Here is a 23,338-nt window from a genome sequence, read left to right as displayed (position 1 = left end):
TCTTCGGGTTGGATCTGTTTGTAGTGTTTCAATGGAGTGATTTGCATCTTCGGACCTTACAGGGTTTGCAGGTGTTGCACTTCACTTTTGAATCCGCCCCCTGAGCGTGGGCTTGTCTACAAGTGGCTTGAAGACAGCATCGTTTTGCAAGGTGCTTGGCAGCGCTTTGTTGTTGTTTGCAAAATCCACCCGGGCTGCATCCATGCTGAAGAGTGCAGGGAAGCGAGCAGACCACGAACTCACTGCGGTGGGCTTGATAGTCGGGCCTTGTACCAAGCGGCGCACCGCGTCGAGCACGCCAGCCGTGTTGCAATGGGCTTGGTTGCTTCCTGCTTCAATCAAAACCTCCATGTCAGACGGTGTCAGACTGGGCTGGAGCAGGCCGCGCATCGCCCCAGCACGCGCCCGGGCCCAAGCGCATGTGCAAGCCGTCAAATTGGCCAGCTCAGACACGGCTGCTGGTCTCTGATGTGGAGGGGTTCAAGACGCATTCCTTTACGAAAGGAGTACATCATGGCATTTGTAAATGTTAATGGATATCACCCGTTTGGGTGAATTTTGAATTATTTTTAGTCTAAATCAGTGTTTTTTGAGGCCAATATCAAGCCCACACCAATGCAGGTGCCACGGCCTGGACTGCTTTGTAGCCAAGTGGGCACACCCAGTGTGCGGGCCAGTTCACGCACACTGAACAAACCCAGGCCCAGGCCTTCGGGCGCTTTTTGGTCCGCATCAAAGCGGGTGAAGGCTTCGAAACATTGCTTGGCCTGTTCGGGGGTCATGCCCAGGCCGGTGTCCCAACACAGCAGCCAAAGTTGCCCCTCGCGCGTGCGGCAGGCCAACAAAATGTCGCCTCCCGGTGGGGTGTATCGCACGGCATTTGTCAGCAGGTTGCGCACAATGCGCTGCAAGCTCAGCGGGTCGGTGCGCACGCTGTGTTGAGAGGGTCTGTAGCGCAGGTGCAGTTGCTTGAGTTGGGCCACTTGGCGCATGTCGTCCACCACTTCGCCAATGGCCGTGTGCACGCTCAGTGTTTGCCACTGGGGTGTGGGTGGGGCGTTTTCGTTCCAAAGTTGGCGCAGGGCGGGCAAAAAGTCGTCAACTTGGTTCAGGGCCGATTGCATGCGGCCCAGCAAACGCTCGCGCTGTGTGGCATCACTGGTCTCGCTCAGTTGCTGACTTTGCAGGCGCAGGCTTTGCAGGGGTTGCATCAGGTCGTGCTGTGACGATGCGTGCAGCAAGGCGCGTTGGCGCGCCGAGTGCAATTGCTGTTGCAGGGCTTTGCGTTTGCCCACCACCTGCACCGTCACCGCTGCCCCTAAAAAGGCAGCCACCAATGCGCCTTGCACATAATTGCCAATGAGGGTGTAGTGCACCGGCAAGTGCAGCACGCGGTAGAGGATGTAAAGCACACCCGAGCCGAGATAAATGAGCCAGACAGCCAGAAAAAGGGCCATGTGTGCACTGCGCTCTTGCAGCAAGCCTCGCAGGGCATAGGCGCTCAGAATGAGCGTGTGCACCACGCCGCCAAGCAGCAAGGTCAGGCGTGATGCTTCGGGCTTCATGGCGATGGCCAGTGGCACCAGCACCAGCCAAAACACACTCACGCCCTGCAGCACTCGGTCTGCCCAGGGCCATCGCTTGGGGGTGGCCAAGAACAAGCGCGCATGCCAACCGCTCAGGCCCAACACAATGATGTAGCCGGTCCAGCCGAGCCAACCGGCCATGCCTCGGTCAACCCAGGGCATGACGGCGGTGATCAGGCCACTGACCCAGGCTGCGCCCACCATTTCGCAAATTGCCATGACCACAAAAAGCGGTATGGACCGGTCTTCGGCGGTGCGCCACAGCGTGAGGGCATACACCAGCACCACGCAAGGAATGGCAAAGACAAAGCCAATGCCCAAGAGCAAGAACATGTGCTGCCGGGCAAAGCTGTCGCTGCGCACTGCCTCCAGCGGGAAGCGCATGCGGTTGTAGCCGTCTATGCGGAGCAAAAACCGGCGAGTTTCTCCTGCTTGTAAGGTGATTTGCCAAACCGGCCACAGGTGTGCACCCATCCATGCGCTCGGGCCCTCGGGCCGCCACTGCGGCAAGACTTGCCAGCTGCCGGCGGCTTGTTGCTGCCAAACAGCTGCATGGTCTTGGGTTGGCAACACATAACTGAGCAGCCAAGTTTGTGCGGTGCTTTGTGGGTTGTGCAGTTGCCAACCGGCCCAATAGGGAAAGGGCAACCACCGGCCATAAGACTGGTCGGAGGCCAGCAGCCGTGCGCCCTGGCCTTGCGCCAGCGACAGCGCCACTTGCTCGGGTGCGTATTGGCCCGCTTGGTCTGGCCAGGTCAGAAGGTTTGGCCAAAGTTCGACTTGCTGCAAAGCCGATGTCGGGCCGGGCAACACCACAGGCTCAACAGGCCAAACGGGGTGTGCTGTGGTTGCGTTTTGCTTGGGGGCCATCTGCATCTGCATCTGCATCTGCGACTGCGACTGCGCAGGTATTTGCGTTTGCGTTTGCGTTTGCGTTTGCGCATGCACTGGCAGGGCCAAGGGTGTCAAGAAAAAACAAAAAAACCACCAGCTCTGGGCTGCTTGCCGCCCAAGGTGTGTAACAAGTAGAGCGATGCCGCGCGACACCTTGCACCTCATGCACCCGGTGGGTGCAGTCCTTCTATGTGTTGCAGGTAAAACTTGCTGGCTTGGGTGCGGTTTTTGACTGCCAATCGAACGAACAGGCTTTTCATGTGGCTGCGCACCGTGTCTTCGCTGACGCACAGTCGATCAGCAATCTCGCGGTTGCTGCGCCCATTGGCCAATTCGCGCAAGGTGTCGAGCTGCCGCGTGGTCAAGTCGTGCAGGGGGTTGTGCTGCAGCGGTGCTTGGGCACGCCACTTTTGCCAAAAATCTGCGCCCAGCCACTTTTGCAAGCTTTGGAGAAGCTGGCTAAATGCCGCGCTTTTGCACAAATAAAGCGCTTGGTGTCGAGCGCAGAGCTCTTGGGTCGCTTGGTCGGTCAGCATGGTCAGGGCCAACACGGGCACTTGCGCTTGCCATTCGCGCAAAGAGCGCAAGGTTTGCTCTGGTGGGCTGTCGGGCAGTTGCAGGTCTGTGACGATGAACTCTGGCGGGGTGCTGGTGTTTTGCAACAAAGCGCGGGCCTCTGCCCAGCTGTAAGCCTTGCGCAGCTGCAAACCTGGCAGCCAGCCCCCAAGTCTGAAGCCGATGGCCTCGGCCATCATGGGGTGGTCCTCGATCAACAAGATGTATGCCCGTGCTGGGGCTGGCTGTGGCGGTGCAAGCGCGTGGCTTGGGGGCAGGTGCTGCTCGGTCATGGGGCGAAGCTCTTGGCGTTGGGCGTTGGGCGTTGGGCGTTAGGCGTGGGCGTGGGCGTGGTCTGAGCGTGGCCGTGGCCATCAGTCGTAAACAATCCGCGCTTGGCCTTGGTCGGCCTGCGCCATCCAGCTGGCCAGGGCGGCGTCGGTGGGGAAGAATTTGGCGGCTTCGCCCAGCGCCAGTTCGGCGCGGGCGGCCAAGTCGCCCTCGCGCCGCTCCAGCACCAGGCGCACCGGCAGGCCGCGCACCAGGTCGCCTTGCTCGGTTTGTTCGCGTTGCGCCGGAAATTCTCTGACCAGCCGGGCGATGTCGGGGGCTTTGCCATTGACCGCCACGCGCAGGTATTTGCCGTAGCGGCAACGGGCCGCGCCCAGGTCCATGATGTGCTCGATCTTGAGGCGAAAGCCGCCCGAGAAGCGGTCGGCCTGCATTTTGGCGGTGACGATGATGAGTTCGTCGTCTTTGAGCAAGTGCTTGGCCGATTGGATCAGGGCTTCGTCGGCGGTGGCCTCCATCACGCCGGTTTTGTCGTCGAGCTTGAAGATGGCCACTTTGCCGCGTTGGCCGTTGATGATGCGCAAGTCGCTGACGATGCCCGCCAGCACCATGGATTCGCGGCTGTCGATCAGCTCGTCTATTTTGCGGCGGGCAAACTGGCGCACTTCGCGTTCCACCGCATCGAACAAATGGCCAGACAAGAAAAAGCCCACGGCGGTTTTTTCGAGCAGCAGGCGTTCTTGGATGCCCCAGGGCATGACTTCGACCAAGTCGGGCTCTTGGGTGCTGGAGCCGTGCGAGTCGTCGCCCAGCATGTCAAACAAGCCGCCTTGGTTGGCGTTGGCTGTGGTGGCGCTGGAGAATTCAAAGGCCCGGTCGATGCTGGCCGACAAGGCGGCGCGGTTCATGTGCAGCGAGTCAAAGGCACCGGCTTTGATGAGCGCGTCCACCGTGCGTTTGTTGATGCGGGTGCGGTCCACGCGCACGGCAAAGTCAAACAAGCTTTTGAAAGGGCCGCCCTCGGTGCGTGCGGCCACAATGGCGTCGATGGCTTGTTGGCCTGTGCCTTTGATGGCGCCCAGGCCGTAGCGGATGATTTTGTCGGTCACCGGTTCAAAGCGGTGGGTGCCCCGGTTCACGTCGGGTGGGTCAAAGCGGATGCCAAACTTGAGCGCGTCTTCGTGCAGCACTTTGAGCTTGTCGGTGTCGTCCATCTCCACCGTCATGTTGGCGCAGAAAAATTCGGCGGTGTAGTGCACCTTGAGCCAGCCGGTGTGGTAGGCCAGCAGTGAGTAAGCGGCGGCGTGCGATTTGTTGAAGCCGTAGCCCGCGAACTTTTCCATCAGGTCAAAGACTTCGTCGGCTTTGGGCTGCGGGATGTTGTGGGTGGCGAGCGCGCCGGCGCGAAATTTCTCGCGGTGCTCGGCCATTTCTTCGGCTTTTTTCTTGCCCATGGCGCGGCGCAGCAAGTCGGCACCGCCCAAGCTGTAGCCGCCCAAAATCTGCGCCGTCTGCATCACCTGCTCTTGGTAGACCATGATGCCGTAGGTCTCGCTGAGCATCTCGGCCACCGCTGGGTGCGGGTACTCCACGGGCTCGCGGCCGTGTTTGCGGGCCACAAAGCTGGGGATCAGGTCCATGGGGCCTGGGCGGTACAGCGCGTTCAGGGCGATCAGGTCTTCCAGGCGGCTGGGCCGGGCGTCGCGCAGCATGCCTTGCATGCCCCGGCTTTCAAACTGGAACACGGCCTCGGTCTTGCCGTCTGCAAACAGTTTGTAGGTGGGTGCGTCGTCGACCGCGATGTTCTCAAAGGCAAAGTGCTCTTGGCCTTTGTGGCGCTTGATGATGAATTCGCGGGCGATCTCCAAAATGGTGAGCGTGGCCAGGCCTAAGAAGTCGAACTTGACCAGGCCTGCGGCCTCCACGTCGTCTTTGTCGTATTGGCTCACCGCCGATTCGCTGCCGGGCTGTTGGTACAGGGGGCAAAAGTCGGTCAGCTTGCCCGGCGCGATCAACACGCCCCCGGCGTGCATGCCCACGTTGCGGGTCATGCCTTCGAGCTTTTGCGCCAGCTCGATCAGGGTGCGCACATCTTCTTCGCGCGCGATGCGCTCGGCCAAGATGGGCTCCATGGCAATGGCGTAGTTGTTTTTGTCGCCTTCTTTGGGCGTGGCCGGTGGGTATTGCAAGGTGACCGACATGCCCGGTTTGTTGGGGATGAGTTTGCTGATGCCGTCGCAAAAGGTGTAGCTCATGTCGAGCACGCGGCCCACGTCGCGAATGGCCGCGCGCGCGGCCATGGTGCCAAAGGTGACGATTTGGCTGACCGCCTCGCGGCCGTACTTTTGCTTGACGTACTCGATCACGCGGTCGCGGTTGCCTTGGCAAAAGTCGATGTCAAAGTCGGGCATGGAGACCCGCTCGGGGTTCAAAAACCGCTCAAACAGCAAGTTGTATTGCAGGGGGTCGAGGTCGGTGATTTTGAGCGCATAGGCCACCAGCGAGCCCGCACCCGAGCCTCGGCCCGGGCCCACGGGGCAGCCATTGGCTTTGGCCCACTGGATGAAGTCGCCCACGATCAAGAAGTAACCCGGAAAACCCATCTTCAAGATGGTGCTGAGCTCAAACTCCAGCCGCTCGACATAGCGCGGGCGTTCTTCGTTGCGCTTGGCCTCAGAGGGGTAAAGGTGCTGCAAGCGCTCGGCCAGTCCTTCGAACGAGACGTGGCGAAAGTAGTCTGGCACCGACATGACCACGCCCTTGACGGGCGGTATCGGAAAGTTGGGCAACTGGGGTTTGCCCAGCACCAAGCTCAAGCTGCAGCGCTTGGCAATTTCGAGCGTGTTGGCGACTGCGCTGGGCAGGTCGGCAAACAGGGCGCACATTTGCGCAGCGGTTTTGAAATACTGCTCTCGGGTGAAGCGCCGAAGCCGGCGCGGGTTGGCCAAGATTTCACCCTCCGAGATGCAGACCCGGGCTTCGTGGGCTTCGTAGTCTTCAGGGCCGTGAAATTGCACCGGGTGCGTGGCCACCACGGGCAATCCCAAACGGGCCGCCAGCGCCACTGCGCCGGCCACTTGCGGCTCGTCTTCGGGGCGGCCTGCGCGTTGCAGTTCCAAATAAAAACGGTGCGCAAAGATGGAGCCCAACTGCAAGGCCACTTGGGCGGCTTTGTCGGTGTCGCCTTGGACCAGTGCCTGCCCCACGGGGCCCGCTTGTGCGCCGGACAGCAAGATCAAACCGCCCGACAGCTCTTGCAGCCAAACCAACTTGACCACGGCCACGGCTTTGACGGTGTTTTGGGTCCAGGCGCGTGCCAGCATTTCGCACAAATTGAGGTAGCCCTGGTGGTTTTGCACCAACAGCACCACCCGGCTGGTGGCCCCCGGATCGCCGCCCAAGCCCTCCAGGTGGATCTCGGCCCCGATGATGGGCTTGATGCCCTTGCCCCGCCCTTCTTTGTAAAACTTGACGGTGCCAAACAGGTTGTTCAGGTCGGTGATGGCCAGCGCAGGCTGGGCATCTTGGGCCGCCATTTTGACCACATCGTCGATGCGGCAAGTCGAGTCAACCACAGAAAATTCGGAGTGAAGGCGCAGGTGTACAAACATAGAGCGCCATTGTAGGAGGCACAAAGACAGCGCCCCCAGGCCGTCATCCAGCACTGGCTTGTTTGTCACCCCGGCCCCACCTCGGCTTGGTGCCGGACTTGACTTGGTAGCCAGTGCCTTTTGCGGCCAATGGTTTGGGCGCTTCAGGCGGGCTGGGGCATCAAGAATTCGCGGCTGATGCGTGCGCCCAGCACGTTGACGCGTTCCAAAAATTGCGTCAAGTAGGCGTGCAGGCCGGTGGCCAAGATTTCGTCGATGCGGCCAAACGCCAGCTCTGCGCGCAAACGGCCTGCATGGCGCAGGGTGTCGCTGTCGCGGTCGTGCGAGACCAGGCTCAAGTTGGCCACCACCTCGTTGAGGCTGGCGTGCAGCGAGCGCGGCATGTCGGGGCGCAAGATCAGCAGTTCGGCCACCCGCTCGGGGCGGATCACGTCGCGGTAGACCTTGCGGTAGACCTCAAAGCCGCTGACGCTGCGCAAGATCGCGCTCCAGTGGTAGAAGTCGTACTCTTGCATCGCTTCTGTTGCACCGCTGAATTGGCTTTGCAGGGCGGTGGGGGCTGTGGCGGTGGGGGCTCCAAAAAAGTCGTTTTGCATGGCGTGGAACTTCACATCGACCAGCCGCGCTGTGTTGTCGGCGCGCTCCAAAAACGTGCCCATGCGCATGAAGTAGAGCGACTCGTCCATCAGCATGGTGCCCACCGTCACGCCGCGTGACAGGTGCGAACGGAACTTGACCCATTCAAAAAACTGGCCCGGGTCGCGTTCAAAGTCGCCGTTTTTGAGCATGCGGTTGACTTCGAGCCAGGTTTGGTTTTGCGTCTCCCACACTTCGGTGGTGAGCGTCCCGCGCACGGCGCGGGCGTTTTCGCGGGCCGCCCGCAGGCACGACAAAATGGACGAGGGGTTGCTCTGGTCTTTGACCATGAAGGCCATCACTTCGCGGGGCGTGATGCTTTTGTACAGCGCCAAATAGGACGGCAGCAGCTCGCTGATCGACAAAATGCCCTCCCAGCCCGCTTCGACAGCGGCGGCAGTTTGCGGCAAGAGCGAGGTCTCGTAGCTCACGTTGAGCATGCGGGCGGTGTTTTCGGCCCGCTCCATGTAGCGGGACATCCAAAAAAGGTGGTCGGCGGTTCTTGAAAGCATGTGTGTTCTCCCTTGTCAGTCCTGCAAGATCCAGGTGTCTTTGGTGCCGCCGCCTTGGCTGCTGTTGACCACCAATGAGCCTTCTTTGAGCGCCACCCGCGTCAGGCCCCCGGGCACCATCTGCACCGTGCGCCCGCTCAGCACAAAGGGGCGCAGGTCGATGTGGCGCGGGGCGATGCCGCTGTCCACATAGGTGGGGCAGGTGGACAGGCTGAGCGTGGGCTGGGCAATATAGCCCTCGGGCTTGGCCAACAAGGCCCCACGAAAGCGCTCGATCTCGGCCTGGGTGGCGGCCGGGCCGACCAGCATGCCGTAGCCGCCCGCGCCGTGCACTTCTTTGACCACCAGGTCTTTCAGATTAGCCAAGGTGTACTGCAAGTCATCGGGTTTGCGGCACTGAAATGTCGGCACGTTTTTCAGGATCGGCGCTTCGCCCAAGTAGAACTTGATCATGTCGGGCACATAGGGGTAGACCGATTTGTCGTCGGCCACGCCGGTGCCCACGGCGTTGCAGATCGCCACATGGCCGGCTTTGTAAGCGTCCATCAGGCCCGGGCAACCCAAGCTGGAGCTGGGGCGGAACACCTTGGGGTCTAAAAAGTCGTCGTCCACCCGGCGGTAGATCACGTCCACCCGCTTGGGGCCGCGCGTGGTGCGCATGTAGACAAACTGGTCTTTGACGAACAGGTCTTGCCCTTCGACCAGCTCCACGCCCATTTGCTGGGCCAAAAACGCGTGCTCAAAATAGGCGCTGTTGTACATGCCGGGCGTGAGCACCACCACCGTGGGCTCGGCTGTGGTGGCGGGGCTGCTGGCGCGCAGGGTCTCCAGCAGCAAGTCGGGGTAGTGCGCGACCGGGGCCACGCGGTGTTGGCTGAACAGTTCGGGAAAGAGCCGCATCATCATCTTGCGGTCTTCGAGCATGTAGCTCACGCCGCTGGGCACGCGCAGGTTGTCTTCGAGCACGTAATACTCGCCTTGGCCTGCGCTGTCGGTGGCACGCACGATGTCCACGCCGCTGATGTGCGCGTAAATTTGTTGGGGCAGGTCCACCCCCACCATTTCGGGGCGAAATTGGGCGTTGCGCTCAATTTGCTCGCGCGGCACCACGCCCGCCCGCAAGATGTCTTGATCGTGGTAGACGTCGTGCAAAAAGCGGTTGAGGGCGGTGACGCGCTGCACCAGCCCGGCTTGCATCTGGGCCCACTCTGCGGCGGCGATGACGCGGGGGATGAGGTCAAACGGGATCAGGCGCTCGTTGCCGCAGTCGTCTTGGGGGTTCTCTTCGTCCAGCTCGCCATACACCGCAAAGGTGATGCCGACCCGCCGAAAAATCATTTCTGCCTCTTCACGGCGCATGCGCATGGTTTGGCTGTTTTGGGTTTGCAGCCAGCGGGCATAGGCGCGGTAATGGCCGCGCACCTCTCCACCCTCGCCTGGCTCGGGCAAGCGTTTGTACATCTCATCAAATGGGCGCATGGCTCAGAACTCCTTCACGGGACAAAGCAATTTGTATACCTGTTTCAGGGCGGCAGCTCGTGGTGCCAATAACGCTTGCGGCTTGCCCGTTCGCAATGCACCTGCTCGGGCCTTGCGCTGCGCCAAGTGGCTGCGCCGCAGTGGCTGCTGGGCACCAAGCGGGTGCCCATCGCACGGTAGCGCTCTACCACCGCCGGGGCGGGGTGGCCAAAGCGGCTTCGGTAGCCCGCTTGCACCAGCGCAATGCGCGGGCGCAATGCCTGCAAAAACGCGGGGGTGGACGAGGTTTTGCTGCCGTGGTGCGGCACCAGCAGCACATCCACCGGGGCCAGCCCAGCTTGCACCAAAGCCTGCTCTTGGGCGGCTTCGATGTCGCCGGTCAACAGGGCCGCGCGATCGCCGTGGCTGATGCGCAAGACGCAACTGAGCGCGTTGGGCTTGCGGCTGGTGGCACCCAGCGCCGGGTGCAGCACCTCAAACAAGACACCGTCCCAGACCCAAGACTGGCCGGCCTGGCAGCGCGTCCAAGCGGGGCGCAGGGCATGCAGGGCGTGCCAATCTTCGAGCGAGGATGACAAGCGCGCTTGCGGCTGGGTGTCGAGCACGGCTGCCGCGCCACCCGTGTGGTCGCTGTCGCGGTGGCTGAGCATCAACAGGTCCAGGCGCTCGCCCATGTGCGACAACAAGGGCACCAGCACCCTTTGCCCGGCATCGCTTTGGCTGGTGTAGCGCGGTCCGGCGTCGTAGAGCAAGCTGTGTGAGGCGGTGCGAACCAGGACCGCATTGCCCTGCCCCACGTCGGCGGCGAGCAGCTCAAAAGTTCCCATGGCTGGGCGGGGTTGAGACCAAAACAACACCGGCCACAGCAGCGGCAAGCACATCAGCTTCCAAGACAGTGGCAGGCGCAGCACCAAGCCCAATGCGCCCAGCAGGCCCAACAAAGCCAGGCTCCACGGGGGCATGGCCATGGAGACGCTGGCCAGCGGCCAAGCCGCCAAGCCAGTCAACAGGCCCGACAGGGGGCGCAAAGCCCACACGGTCAAATCCCACGCGCCCGACCACAGCACGCCCAACATGGCCAGCGGCGTGATGACCAAGGTCACCCAGGGGATGGCCAGCAAATTGGCCAACAAACCCACCAAAGAGACTTGCCCAAAGAACAGCAAGGTCAACGGGGCCAAGGCCACAGTGATGGTGGCTTGTTGGCGCAACAAAGCCAGCGCATGCTGCAGGCCCCAAGCGCCACCACCGCCCCCCGCAAGCGCACGCCCATGGTGCACAAGCACCGCCCAGACACCGTGACTGCGCCAAGTTGGTGCGGCCTCAGCTGCATCATGGGGTGCGTGCGGTGCGTGCGGTGCGTGCGGTGAATCCTTGTGGCCTTGTGGGTTGTGCGCCATCAACACCCCCACGGCCACAAAACTCAGCCAAAAACCGGGCTGCAACAAAGCCCAAGGGTCCCAGGCCAGCACCACCGCGCAGGCCAGCAACCAAACCACGGCCCCATGCCAGTGGCGCGCCGACATTTTGAGCACCACCACCACCAACAGCATGAGCAAGGTGCGCTGCGCAGGAATGCCCCAACCACTGAACAGCGCGTAAAAACCCGCCAACAGCAGGCCTGACACGGCCCCCACATGGACGGCGGGCCAGCGCAAAGCGCCGCTGAACCCCCACAACGCCGACTTGCGCCAAGCCCAGGCCACCAGGGTTGAAGCCAACCAAGCGAACATGGTCACATGCAGGCCCGAGATGCTCATCAAATGGGCCACGCCCGTGGTGCGAAAGACATCCCAGTCGGTGCGATCTATGGCGGCCTGATCGCCCGTGACCAGGGCCGCCACCACGCCGGCCAACTTGGCCGTTTCTGGATCGTCAGCGTCTGCTGACAGGTGCGTCAACAAACGCTCTCGCACCGCCTGACGCCAGCGCTCTATGGGGTGATGCCCAGTCGATGCGAGGCGCACTGGGGCCGGGTCTTTGGCCCCGGTGCGCACATAGCCGGTGGCACCAATGGCCCGCTCCCACAGCCACAACTCGTAGTCGAAACCACGTGGGTTCATGTTGCCGTGGGGCGCTTGCAGGCGCACCCGCATGCGCCACCGCTCTCCGGCTGTGACGGCCCCATGCCGCACAGCGGGGCTGTCATCGCTGTTGTCTGCGCTGCCCCAGCTGTACCAGCCCAAAGAGACCTGCGCGGGCAAGGCGGTGTGCAGGTCCACGGGGTGCAGCGCGCCCGCTGCGTCAAGCCGCCAGGCCTGCTCGATCTGAAAACGAAAACGCCAACCGGCCGTTTGGCGTTGCGGCATGGCCTGCACCATGCCCACCACCTCTAAGTCTTGCCCCTCCAGCTCGGGGTCCATGGCCTGCGCGCGGCCAAGGGCGTGCCAAGCTGTGACCGAAAAAGACAGCACCGTCCAGCAGACCAGCACCAGCACGGTTCGCACGGCAGCAGGCGCGGCCAGTGACCGCCAGGCCCACAGGCCGCCAGCGCAAGCCAGGGCAGCGGCACCCATGCCCCCATAAACCCAGGGCGTCCACAGCGCCTCTTGCTGCAGTTGCAGCGCCACCCCTGCGCACCACGCCAAGCAAGCCCCTGCCAAGTAGCGGGCCCAGGCCATGTCTTTCATGGCAAGACCCGCAGCGGCAGCTTGGTGTCGCAGACCCCCGCCAGCGCGCACGCGCACGGGCACCGGCGCGGGCACGGGCACGGGCACGGGCACGGGCACGGGCACGCGTACGCGCACCGGCGCGGCTGGGCTTGGGCTTGGGCGGTGGATCGCTGCATGATCGGCCTTCCTCCTTGGGCAGTGTGCTGGCTGCGCAGTGGCTGCGCTGTGGCGGGTCTGGGCCCTGCTGGGGCTGCGGCGGCAAGCCTTGGGCCTGGCGCGTGTCTTGCTTGTTGTAACTGCCCAAGCTGCATTTGTCATGCGTGCAGCCCCTGTTGCGCAGTTTGAGATATGTCGATACACCTTGCCCTGCACCACGTCACCCATTACAACTACGACCGACCGGTGCAGCTCGGCCCGCAAGTGATTCGCCTGCGCCCGGCCCCGCACAGCCGCAGCCGCATCTTGAGCTACAGCCTGCAGGTCGAGCCGGCCGAACACTTCATCAACTGGCTGCAAGACGCGTTTGCCAACTACCAGGCGCGCTTGGTGTTTGCCCAAAAAACCACCGCCCTCAAGGTCACGGTGGACATGGTCACCGAGATGGCGGTGTTCAACCCCTTTGACTTTTTTCTGGAGCCCTCGGCCGAACAGGTGCCTTTCCAATACGCCGACACGCTGCGTGAAGAGCTGCAGTCGTATCTGCACAAGAACGCCAAAACGCCACTGTTCAAGAAATACCTGGCCAGCCTGGACCGCAAGCGCCAGCGCACCATCGACTTTTTGGTGCAGACCAATCAGCGCCTGCACCAAGACGTCCGCTACACCATCCGCATGGAGCCGGGTGTGCAAACACCCGAAGAAACCCTCACACTGCAAAGCGGCTCTTGCCGCGACACGGCTTGGCTGATGGTGCAGCTGTTTCGGCACATGAACATCGCGGCCCGTTTTGTATCGGGCTATTTGATCCAACTGGTGCCAGATGTGAAATCGCTCGATGGCCCCAGCGGCAGCGAGGTCGATTTCACTGACCTGCACGCCTGGTGCGAGGTGTATTTGCCCGGTGCCGGTTGGGTGGGGCTGGACCCCACTTCGGGCCTGCTGGCGGGCGAGGGCCACATTCCGCTGGCCTGCACGCCCCAGCCTTCGGCGGCTGCGCCCATAGAGGGGCTGATGGACGAGGCCGAGGTCAGCTTCAGCCACGAGATGCGTGTGACCCGCATCCACGAATCGCCCCGTGTGACCCGGCCCTACAGCGAAGAACAATGGGCCAAGGTGCTGCACTTGGGCGAACAGGTGGACGCGCAGCTGCAAGCCGGTGATGTGCGCCTGAGCATGGGCGGCGAGCCCACCTTTGTGGCCACCCAAGACCGCGATGGCGCGGAATGGAACACCGACGCTTTGGGGCCGACCAAGCGGGGCCTGGCCACCGAGTTGGTGCACAAGCTGCGCCAGCAATACGGGCAAGGCGGTTTTTTGCATTTTGGCCAGGGCAAGTGGTACCCGGGCGAGCAGCTGCCGCGCTGGGCGCTCAGCATTTATTGGCGCGCCGATGGCCTGCCTTGCTGGCAAAACCCGGCGGTGTTTGCCGACGAGCGCGAGCCCAGTGCGCTCACCAGCGCCGATGCCCTGCGCTTTGTGCAGGCCCTGACCGCACGGCTGGGCTTGGGCAGCGACACTGTGCTGCCGGGCTATGAAGACACTTGGTATTACCTGTGGCGTGAACGCCGTTTGCCCATCAACGTCGACCCGTTCGACGCCCGTTTGGACGACGCGGTGGAGCGCCAACGTTTGCGCCGCGTCTTCAGCCAAGGCCTGGACGCGGCGGTCGGTTATGTGCTGCCGCTGCAAGCCATTGATCCGCCCGAAGGTGCTGGCGACAAGGCCACTGGCACCGGCTGGCAAACCGGCCACTGGTTTGTGCGCGACGACCGCCTGTGCCTGTCGCCCGGCGACTCGGCCATGGGTTGGCGACTGCCGCTGGACGCACTGCCTTGGGCCGCGCCGAACGAGCGCTGGCAGCTGATGGAGCAAGACCCCTTTTCGCCCCACCTCGCGCAGCGCAGCGCTTTGCCCGCGCAAGCGCCTGTGACATGGCAGCCGCGCCATGGCCCGGCGCAGCGCGCACCGGTCGCGCCCCCCAAGGGCCAGTCCGACCCCTCGGTGGTGCGCACCGCCTTGTGCGTGGAAGTGCGCGACCCTCAGCGCGCCCAAGGCCCCGAGGCCCAGGCCCAGGCCCAGGCCCAGGCCCAGGCCCAGGCCCAGGCCCAAGCTCTGGCCCGTGGCGAAACTTCTGGTGTGCTGTATGTCTTCATGCCCCCACTGGCGCGGCTCGAAGACTACCTGGCGCTGGTCAGCGCGGTCGAGGCCACGGCCTGCGAACTGGGCCTGAAGATCGTCTTGGAGGGTTACCCGCCACCGCGCGATCCGCGCCTGAAAGTCTTGCAGGTCACACCCGACCCGGGGGTGATCGAGGTCAACATCCACCCGGCGCACAACTGGCGCGAGTTGGTGGCGCACACCGAGTTTTTGTACCAAGCGGCGCATGAGACCCGCTTGTCGGCCGAAAAGTTCATGACCGACGGCCGCCACACCGGCACCGGCGGCGGCAACCACATGGCGCTGGGCGGCGCCACCCCGGCCGACAGCCCGTTTTTGCGTCGCCCTGAATTGCTGGCCAGCTTGGTTTTGTATTGGCACAACCACCCGTCTTTGAGCTACCTGTTCAGCGGCATGTTCATTGGCCCCACCAGCCAGGCCCCGCGTGTGGACGAGGCGCGCAATGACCAGGTGTATGAGCTGGAGATCGCGCTGCGCGAGATCACGCGGCACCGCAAAAAGTACGGCCAAGACATGGCCCCTTGGGTGGTGGACCGCACGCTGCGCAACATTTTGGTGGACCTGACCGGCAACACCCACCGCAGCGAGTTTTGCATCGACAAGCTGTACTCGCCCGACAGCAGCACCGGGCGGCTGGGCTTGCTGGAGTTGCGCGCCTTTGAGATGCCGCCGCACGCGCGCATGAGCATCGTGCAGCAGTTGTTGCTGCGCGCGCTGGTGGCGCGTTTTTGGGACGAGGCTTACACCGCCCCCGTGACGCGTTGGGGCACCGCGCTGCACGACCGCTTCATGCTGCCGCATTGGATTGACCGCGACTTTGACGATGTGCTCACCGAGCTGGGCGACGCCGGTTTTCACTTTGACCCGCGCTGGTTTGCGCCGCATTTCGAGTTCCGTTTTCCACGGGTCGGCCAAGTGCAGGTCGACGGTGTGGTGCTGAGCCTGCGCCATGCGCTGGAGCCTTGGCATGTGATGGGCGAAGAAAGCAGCGCTGGCGGTACCGCCCGTTATGTGGACTCGTCGCTCGAGCGCATCGAGGTGCATGTCAGCGGCATGAACCCGGCGCGCCACGCGGTGACAGTCAACGGCCACCCCCTGCCCCTGCAAGCCACGGGCGTGGTGGGCGAGTATGTGGCGAGCGTGCGCTTCAAAGCCTGGAACCCGCCCTCTTCGCTGCACCCCAGCATCGGCGTGCACGCGCCCCTCACAGTGGACCTGGTGGACACCTGGATGAAGCGCTCTTTGGGTGGCTGCCAATACCATGTGGTGCACCCGGGTGGGCGCAGTTACGACAGCTTTCCGGTGAATGCCTACGAGGCCGAAAGCCGCCGCATGGCCCGCTTTTTCCGCATGGGCCACACGCCCGGCCTCATGCGCTACCCGCCCCCGCTGCGCCCCAACGCGCAGGTGCACGCCAGCACGGAGTTTCCGTACACGCTGGATTTGCGGCGGGTGTGATCAAGGACAATCGCCCGATGAACGAACGTTCGCAACCGCAGCTCACCCCAGGCCCAGGCCCAAATCCAGACCCTGCCAAGTCATGGCTGGCGCTGGCGCAAGCGTGTGCACCCGCCGGGCATTGGGACGAGCTGCGGGGCGCGGTCACGCCAGCTGCCGCCGCCGAAAACCCGATGTCCATGGCCGCCGCCCCGGCCCTCAGCGCCGCTTGGCAGCGCTTCATTGAGCCACTCAACACCTCGTCCACCGCCAGCGCGGCCGAGCTGGACAGCCGCATGGCCCAGTTGCAGCGCCAAGTGCGCGACAACGGCATCACCTACAACGTGTACGCCGCCGCCGACCAACCGCAGCGGCCGTGGTCGCTCGATTTGTTCCCTCTGGTGCTGAGCCCTGCCGATTGGCATCAGATCGAGGCCGGCGTGATGCAGCGCATGCAGCTGCTCGAATGCATCATGGCCGATGCCTACGGGCCGCAACAACTGCTGCTGCGCGGCCAGTTGCCCGCTGCTTTGGTGCAAGGCCATCCCGCCTATTTGCCCGCCATGCAGGGCGTGGCCCCGGTGGGCGGGCGTTACTTGTCTTTGGCCGCATTTGACTTGGCGCGTGGCCCAGACGGCTGCTGGTGGTTGCTTTCGCAGCGCACACAAGCGCCCTCGGGTTTGGGCTATTTGCTGGAGAACCGGCAAATCATCTCGCGCCAGTTTCCGCAAGCCTTCGAGGCCTTGGCCGTGCAGCGTTTGGCGGGCACCTACCGCAGCCTGATCGACGGCCTGAAGGCGCGCAGCCCGGCCGGGGCTGCGGCCCACATCGCCTTGCTCACGCCCGGGCCTTACAACGAAACTTATTTTGAGCACGCCTACCTGGCCCGCTATTTGGGCCTGAGCTTGGTGCAGGGCAACGACCTGACGGTGCGCGAGCAAAAGCTCTACCTCAAAACCCTGCAAGGCCTGCAGCCGGTGCACGGCTTGCTCAAACGCGTGGACGACGACTGGCTGGACCCGCTGGAGCTGCGCGCCGACTCCACGCTGGGCGTGCCGGGTTTGCTGCAAGCGGTGCGCAGCGGCAACTTGTTGGTGGCCAATACGCCGGGGTCTGGCTTTTTGGAGTCGAACGCGCTCTTGGGCTTCATGCCCGCACTGGCGCGTGAACTGCTCGGCCAAGAACTCCAATTGCCCGCCATTCCCAGTTGGTGGTGCGGCGAGGCGGCGGCGCTGCAAGATGTGTTGCCGCGCATCCCCCAGTGCGTGATCAAACCCACCTACCCCTACCACACCGACCGCCAGAGCTTTGAGCCGGTGCTGGGCCACACGCTGTCGCGCCCAGCGCAAAACGAATGGGCTGAGCGCATCTTGCGCGACCCCGACGCGCACACCCTGCAGTCTTGGTTGCCGCTGTCGCACCAGCCCATTTGGCAAACCGGCGTTGGGGGCGCGTCCAGCATCCAGTCGCGGCCGGTGGTGCTGCGGGTGTTTGCGGTGGTCAATGCTCAAGGCGGCTGGCAAGTCCTGCCCGGGGGTCTGGCGCGCTTGGGCACGCCAGAGGGCATGGCCTCGATGCAGCGCGGCGGCAGCAGCGCCGATGTGTGGGTACAAGCACCCAGCAAACCGGCCAGCACAGCCCCGCAATTTCCACGTCGCCTGGCTGCGCACGATGAGGAGTTGACAGCGGCCCCTGACTTGGTCTTGGCCGAGGGCGCATTTTCTTTCAGCGCAAGCGCCGGGCGCATCCCTGCCGCCAGCGATGCCAGCGCCGAGCGCCAGCGTTTGGTCACCAGCCGTGCTGCAGAAAACCTGTTCTGGATGGGCCGCTACACCGAGCGCACCGAAAACACCTTGCGCATGGTGCGCCTGAGTTTGGAAATTCTCGGCAGTGAAAACCAAAACCTGCCCAGCTTGTTGAACTTCATCACCCACATGGCCACGCGCCACGGTTTGGTGCGCGCAGGGGTGCCCAGTGCGACCCAAGCGCATCGCGTGTTTGAACGCGCGCTGATCGCTGGCCTGTGGGACAGTGAACTGGCCACCAGCGTGGGTTTCAACCTGCGCTCGGTGCGGCTGGCGGCGGCCTCGGTGCGCGAACGCCTGTCGCCCGAGCATTGGCGCTTGCTGGAACAGGCTGAGTCGCGTTTTTTCCAAGGGGCCAATGCGCCGGACCTGGCCAAGCCCGCCGCAGACAGCTTGCCCAACAGCGTGGCGGTGCAGCGCCTGTTGGCCGACACCAGCCAGATGCTGGCCGCGCTCACCGGCGCGCAAACCGACCGCATGAGCCGCGACGACGGCTGGCGTTTGCTGTCCATGGGCCGCCACATCGAACGCCTCGAGTTTTTGTCCAATGCCCTGAGCCAAGCTGTGCAGCTGGAGCTGGTCGCGGAGCAAGCCGGGTTTGACGCTGTGCTTGACTTGTTTGACAGCACCATCAGCTTTCACGCCCAGCACCAGCAAAGCCGCACCCCACAGGCCTTGATGGACTTGCTGGTGACCGACCCGGACAACCCTCGCTCACTGGGCTGGGTGGCGCACACTTTGCGCTCGCGCCTGCGGCGCATGGGGCATCTGGCCGATGGGGCGAGCTTGCCCCTGGCCGAGCGCCTGCCCGCGCTGATCGGGCTCAGCCCCGAGGCGCTGTGGCCACTGCGCACCACACCCAGCGTTGCGGCCAGCGCCTGGCCAAGCCAAGCGAGCCAGGCCAGCCAGGCCAGCCATTGCCTGCCCCTGCAGACCACACTCGAGCAATGCCAAAGCGCTGCACGCGAAGTCTCTGACCAGTTGTGCAGCCTGTTTTTCACGCACAGCGGCGAAGCCCGCTACAGCGTAGGCGCTTGAAAAGCCAACACCCCATGCGCTTGGCCATCACGCACGACACCCGCTACCGCTACAGCCCCTGGGTGCAAACCGCGCAGCATGTGGCCCATTTGCAAGCGGCCGACACGCCGTGCCAAACCGTCATCTGCCACGCCATGCAGATCGCGCCCGAAGCCTCGGTGCAGCACAGCATTGACGCTTTTTTGAACCACCGCGCCTATTGGGCGCTGACGCATCCACACGAGGGCCTGAGCGTGCGGGCCTACACCGAGGTGGAGACCCGCAGCGTCGCAGCTGAGTCCTTGCTTGCCAGCGCCCAGCAAAGCTGGGAGGCGGTGCGCGCGCAGTTCCGCTACCGGGGTGGCCAGCCGGGTGATGTGCACGCGGGCATGGTCTTTGGCTCGCACCATGCGCCGGTGCATGCCGCCTTTGCACGTTATGCGCAAAGCAGTTTCACGCCAGGGCGCTCGCTGGCGCAAGCAGCCCAGGCCCTCACGGCGCGCATGCACGGCGATTTCCACTACGCAACAGCCAGCACCGACATCAACACCCCAGCGCTTGAGGCGCTGCAAAACAAACGCGGTGTTTGTCAGGACTTTGCCCACATCTTGGTGGCCTGCTTGCGCTCGTTGGGCCTGCCCGCCCGCTACGTCAGTGGTTACCTGCTGACCCAGCCTCCCCCGGGCCAGCCCCGTTTGGTGGGCAGCGACGCCTCGCACGCTTGGGCCTCGGTGTTTTTGCCCGAGTTGGCCAGCCACGCTTGCCAAGGCTGGCTGGACCTGGACCCGACCAACGACCGCTGCGGGTTGGCCAGCCCGGGCCTGGACTATGTGCGCTTGGCCGTGGGCCGCGATTTTGCCGATGTCTCGCCCCTGCGCGGTGTGCTGCAAGGCAAGGGCTCGCACACGCTGGAGGTGGCCGTCACGGTGGCCGCTTTGCGCGGGTGAAGTCGGCGGGCACACAGCCCGCCGCAGCCCTTCAGCGACAATGGCCGATTTGTGGCTCCAGCTGCGGCGGGAGTTCCTCTTTCAACCTGCGACCGAGACCACCACCATGAGCGTTTACGACCAACTCAAAGCCCTGAACATCGAACTGCCCCCCGTGGCTGTGCCCGCTGCTGCCTATGTGCCCTTTGTGCAAACCGGCCAACTGGTGTTTTTGTCCGGCCACATTGCCAAAAAAGGCGGCCAAGTCTGGGCGGGGCAATTGGGCAAAAACATCAGCACCGCCGAAGGCCAACAAGCCGCCCGCGCCGTGGCGATTGACCTGCTGGGCACACTGCACGCGGCCGTGGGTGACCTGAACAAAGTCAAGCGCATCGTCAAAGTCATGAGCTTGGTCAACTCCACCAGCGACTTCACCGAACAGCACTTGGTGACCAACGGCTGCAGCGAACTGCTGGCCCAAGTCTTTGGCCCCCAAGCCGGTGCGCACGCGCGCAGCGCCTTTGGCGTGGCGCAAATCCCCATGGGCGCTTGCGTCGAGATCGAATTGATCGCCGAAATCGGCTAAGGCCAAGGCAGCTCCCGCCCCGGCCATCGAACTGAGCCACAAGAACGGGCCCAGGCGGTGGCCAGCATCGAGCGCTACTTCCTGGACCATTTGGAGCAAAAAAATCGGCCACATTTCTACCGACGCCCTGCTCGGACATGAACAAGATCCTCATCGGTCTCACCCTGTTCACGGGGCTGTCGGGTTGCGGCCTCGACACGACACAAGCCTTTTACGAGGAAATACGCGCCCAGAAAAATGCCAAAGCTCTGGGCACGGGTGCCGCCCCCAGTCAGCCCTTGCCCCGCTACAAGGCCTATGAAAAAGAACGTGGCCAGCTGTTTTCAACGCCACCTTAAAACCGGCCCCCAGGCCAAGCCCTGAATTCAACCACTTCAACGGAGAACTTCCATGACCATGACCATTTCCATGTCCAGCGCCACCCTGCCCGTATGCACCCGCATGCTGAGCAATTTGAGCCACATCTTGGCCAAAGCCGAGCAATTTGTGGAAGCCAAAAAAATCGACCCCACCGCGCTGACCACTTACCGCTTGGCCCCCGACATGCTGCCCTTCACGCGGCAAATTTTGATTGCTTGCGATGCGGTGAAAAATGGCGTGGCGCGCTTGAGCGGCATCGAAGCGCCCAAGTTTGACGACAGCGAGACCACACTGGCGCAGTTGCAAGAACGCATTCAGAAAACCCTGGCCTTCATCGCCACCGTGCCCGCCGCTGCGCTGGACGGCACCGAAGCCAAAGAGATCACCTTCCCCGCAGGCCCGGGCAAAACCCGCAGCCTCAAAGGCCAGGACTACCTGACGGGCTGGCTGTTGCCGAACATGTACTTCCACATCACCATGGCCTACGCCGTTTTGCGCCACAACGGCGTGGAGGTGGGCAAGATCGACTATTTGTTGGGCGCTCAAGGTTGAGGGTGACAGGGGCGGCGCAGCAATAATGCGCTTGACAGTACGATAAAGCGCACTCAAAATGAGGCGCTTCAAACCCTTTCTTGCGCCGACCATGTCCCAACTCACTGCCAACGACCTCAAAGTACGCGGCATCGCGGCGATTGAATCCGCCCTGGCCGACCAAGCCGAAGCCACGATTTCTGTGCGCGGAAAAGACCGCTTTGTGGTGATGCAAATGGCCCAGTACCACCACCTGCGCGAATGCGAGCTCGAGGCGGCACTGGCGCAAAGTCACGCCGAACTGGCTGCCGGTCTTGCCGTTCAAGAATCGGCCAACGCGCACATGGCGCGGCTTGAAGCGCTTCTGCAAACTAAGCACACCGCCCCCGGTAATTGAAGCGATGCTGCAAGCAAAGTTCACCGCCCCCGGTAATTGAAGCGCAAGCGCCAGATGCCTTATGCCTTGGTTTTCACAGAGGGCTACACCCGCCGCGCTGTGCGATTTCTCAAGCGCCACCCGGAGCTGAAAAACCAATACGCCAAAACCCTGGCATTGCTAGAGATCAACCCGCACCACCCTTCGCTGCGCCTGCATGCACTGTCAGGCCGATTGTCAGGGGTGCATGCCGTGTCCATCAACCTGTCCTACCGCATCACGCTGGAGTTGCTGATTCAAGATCAGCAGATCATTCCACTCAATGTCGGTGATCACGACGCGGTGTATTGAGCCCGCGGGTACGCACTCTTACTCCACCCGAGTGACTTTATTCGGCTTGAACCCCAGATCCGCCACTTTGCCCTTTTTGGCGCGGGCCACTTTGGCGTTGTTCAGGCTGCGGATTTCCAGGGTTTCTTCGCGGTCTTTGCCGCCGCGCCCGATGCCTTCGATCTTGATGCTGCGGGTGTAGGCCGCTGCGCCCGCCAGGGTGTCTTTGGCTTCGAGGTCGATGAGCATCAGGCCCCGGCCGCCTTTTTCCATGGTCTTGAGTTCACTGATCTCAAAGGTCAGCACACGGCCGCCCGTGCTGGCGCAGCACACGCTGGTGGCTGCGGGCATGGCTTGTTTGTCGGCCGGCACGGTGGCGCTGGAGCCGCTCACATGGCTGGGGGCGCAGACGCTTTCGCCTTCGCTCAGGCTGATGAAGGCTTTGCCCGCTTTGTTGCGCGAGACCATGTTCTCGACCGAGGCCAAGAAGCCGTAGCCGCCCGAGCCGCTGAGCAGCAGCGTAGCGTGGGCTGGCCCGGCAAAGTAGTGGGCCACTTGGGTGCCGGTTTCCAGTTCGATCAAGGTGGTCACGGGCTGGCCGTCGCCGCGAGCGCCGGGCAAGGTGGCCACGGGCACGCTGTAGATGCGGCCTGTCCCATTTTTGGCCGTGCCAAAGATCAGCAAGGTGTCCACCGTGCGGCATTCAAAGGTGCCGTACAGGCCGTCACCGGCTTTGAAGGCGAAGCTGGTGGCGTCGTGGCCATGGCCGGTGCGGGCACGCACCCAGCCTTTTTCGGACACGACCACCGTCACCGGTTCGTCCACCACCTTGACTTCGGCCACGGCTTTTTTCTCTTCTTGAATCAAGGTGCGGCGCGGGTCAGCAAAGGTTTTGGCATCTTGCTCAATCTCTTTGACCATCAGGCGGCGCAGCGCGGCGGGGCTGCCCAAAATTTCTTCGAGCTTGCCCTGCTCTGCACGCAACTCGCTCAGCTCTTGCTCGATCTTGATGGCCTCCAAGCCGGCCAGTTGGCGCAGGCGAATTTCGAGGATGTCTTCGGCCTGGCGGTCGCTCAAGCTGAAGGCTTCGATCAGCGCGGGCTTGGGCTCGTCGCTGTGGCGGATGATGCGGATCACCTCGTCGATGTTGAGCAGCACCAGCTGGCGGCCTTCCAGAATGTGGATGCGGTCGAGCACTTTGTTCAGGCGGTGCTGGCTGCGGCGGGTGATGGTGGTCTGGCGGAAGCTGATCCACTCGACCAGCATCTGGCGCAGCGACTTTTGAATCGGTTTGCCGTCGATGCCCACCGAAGTCATGTTGATGGGTGCGGATGTTTCCAGGCTGGTGTGCGCCAGCAAGGCGGTGATGAGTTCTTGCTGTTCAATGCGGCTGGTTTTGGGCTCGAACACCAGGCGCACAGCGGCGTCTTTGCTGGATTCGTCGCGCACCACATCGA

General features: G+C 63.1%; 15 protein-coding genes. 8 read left to right on the top strand and 7 right to left on the bottom strand.

Translation table 11 applies throughout. From position 1 onward, the window contains the following. Positions 1-569 precede the first annotated feature (569 nt). The 6 genes from ACIQ39_RS10370 to ACIQ39_RS10345 form a co-directional block, all read right to left on the bottom strand. Entirely contained in the window at positions 570-2,546 is a 1,977-nt protein-coding gene (locus tag ACIQ39_RS10370; protein WP_396434523.1) for a sensor histidine kinase, read from the bottom strand. A gap of 95 nt (positions 2,547-2,641) precedes the next feature. Then, complete coding sequence (locus tag ACIQ39_RS10365; RefSeq protein ID WP_396434522.1) at positions 2,642-3,328, bottom strand: LuxR C-terminal-related transcriptional regulator; 687 nt, start codon at positions 3,326-3,328, stop codon at positions 2,642-2,644. Positions 3,329-3,409: 81 nt separating this feature from the next. Next, positions 3,410-6,937: a DNA polymerase III subunit alpha gene (gene dnaE, locus ACIQ39_RS10360; RefSeq protein WP_396434521.1), complete on the bottom strand. Its 3,528-nt coding sequence runs from the start codon at positions 6,935-6,937 to the stop codon at positions 3,410-3,412. A gap of 143 nt (positions 6,938-7,080) precedes the next feature. Further along, on the bottom strand, positions 7,081-8,085 hold the full coding sequence (locus tag ACIQ39_RS10355; RefSeq protein WP_396434520.1) for an alpha-E domain-containing protein: 1,005 nt from the start codon (positions 8,083-8,085) through the stop codon (positions 7,081-7,083). A gap of 15 nt (positions 8,086-8,100) precedes the next feature. Beyond that, on the bottom strand, positions 8,101-9,564 hold the full coding sequence (locus ACIQ39_RS10350; RefSeq protein ID WP_396434519.1) for a circularly permuted type 2 ATP-grasp protein: 1,464 nt from the start codon (positions 9,562-9,564) through the stop codon (positions 8,101-8,103). A 44-nt stretch (positions 9,565-9,608) separates the two neighbouring features. Further along, positions 9,609-12,194: a DNA internalization-related competence protein ComEC/Rec2 gene (locus tag ACIQ39_RS10345; RefSeq protein WP_396434524.1), complete on the bottom strand. Its 2,586-nt coding sequence runs from the start codon at positions 12,192-12,194 to the stop codon at positions 9,609-9,611. A 330-nt stretch (positions 12,195-12,524) separates the two neighbouring features. On the opposite strand from ACIQ39_RS10345, the gene ACIQ39_RS10340 reads away from it, so the two are divergent. The 8 genes from ACIQ39_RS10340 to ACIQ39_RS10305 all read left to right on the top strand — a co-directional run bounded on the left by ACIQ39_RS10340 (position 12,525) and on the right by ACIQ39_RS10305 (position 21,902). Continuing rightward, positions 12,525-15,971 (top strand): DUF2126 domain-containing protein, encoded by a 3,447-nt coding sequence (locus tag ACIQ39_RS10340; protein ID WP_396434518.1) that lies wholly within the window; start codon positions 12,525-12,527, stop codon positions 15,969-15,971. Positions 15,972-15,988: 17 nt separating this feature from the next. Beyond that, positions 15,989-18,793 carry a circularly permuted type 2 ATP-grasp protein gene (locus tag ACIQ39_RS10335; RefSeq protein WP_396434517.1) on the top strand — a complete coding sequence of 935 codons (2,805 nt, stop codon included), beginning with the start codon at positions 15,989-15,991 and terminating at the stop codon, positions 18,791-18,793. Positions 18,794-18,807: 14 nt separating this feature from the next. After that, positions 18,808-19,719, top strand: a complete 912-nt coding sequence (locus ACIQ39_RS10330) for a transglutaminase domain-containing protein (RefSeq protein ID WP_396434516.1) — start codon at positions 18,808-18,810, stop codon at positions 19,717-19,719. Between the two features lie 106 nt (positions 19,720-19,825). Continuing rightward, the gene (locus ACIQ39_RS10325; protein WP_396434515.1) at positions 19,826-20,284 is read left to right on the top strand and encodes a RidA family protein; all 459 of its coding nucleotides are present in this window, start codon (positions 19,826-19,828) and stop codon (positions 20,282-20,284) included. Between the two features lie 137 nt (positions 20,285-20,421). After that, positions 20,422-20,622 carry a hypothetical protein gene (locus tag ACIQ39_RS10320; protein ID WP_396434514.1) on the top strand — a complete coding sequence of 67 codons (201 nt, stop codon included), beginning with the start codon at positions 20,422-20,424 and terminating at the stop codon, positions 20,620-20,622. 52 nt (positions 20,623-20,674) lie between these two features. After that, on the top strand, positions 20,675-21,196 hold the full coding sequence (locus tag ACIQ39_RS10315) for a DUF1993 family protein (RefSeq protein WP_396434513.1): 522 nt from the start codon (positions 20,675-20,677) through the stop codon (positions 21,194-21,196). A 91-nt stretch (positions 21,197-21,287) separates the two neighbouring features. After that, on the top strand, positions 21,288-21,572 hold the full coding sequence (locus ACIQ39_RS10310) for a hypothetical protein (RefSeq protein WP_396434512.1): 285 nt from the start codon (positions 21,288-21,290) through the stop codon (positions 21,570-21,572). 54 nt (positions 21,573-21,626) lie between these two features. Next, entirely contained in the window at positions 21,627-21,902 is a 276-nt protein-coding gene (locus ACIQ39_RS10305; protein WP_396434511.1) for a type II toxin-antitoxin system YafQ family toxin, read from the top strand. Positions 21,903-21,920: 18 nt separating this feature from the next. Here the strand turns inward: ACIQ39_RS10305 and ACIQ39_RS10300 are convergent. Continuing rightward, the coding region (locus ACIQ39_RS10300; RefSeq protein WP_396434510.1) for a DNA gyrase subunit A at positions 21,921-23,338 on the bottom strand (1,418 nt) is incomplete at its 5' end.

The organism is Limnohabitans sp. (assembly GCF_044361645.1).
In the GTDB taxonomy this organism is placed as follows: Bacteria; Pseudomonadota; Gammaproteobacteria; order Burkholderiales; family Burkholderiaceae_C; genus Limnohabitans_A.
Note: the sequence above shows the minus strand (reverse complement) of the source record. Positions and strands in the feature narration are given on the sequence as shown.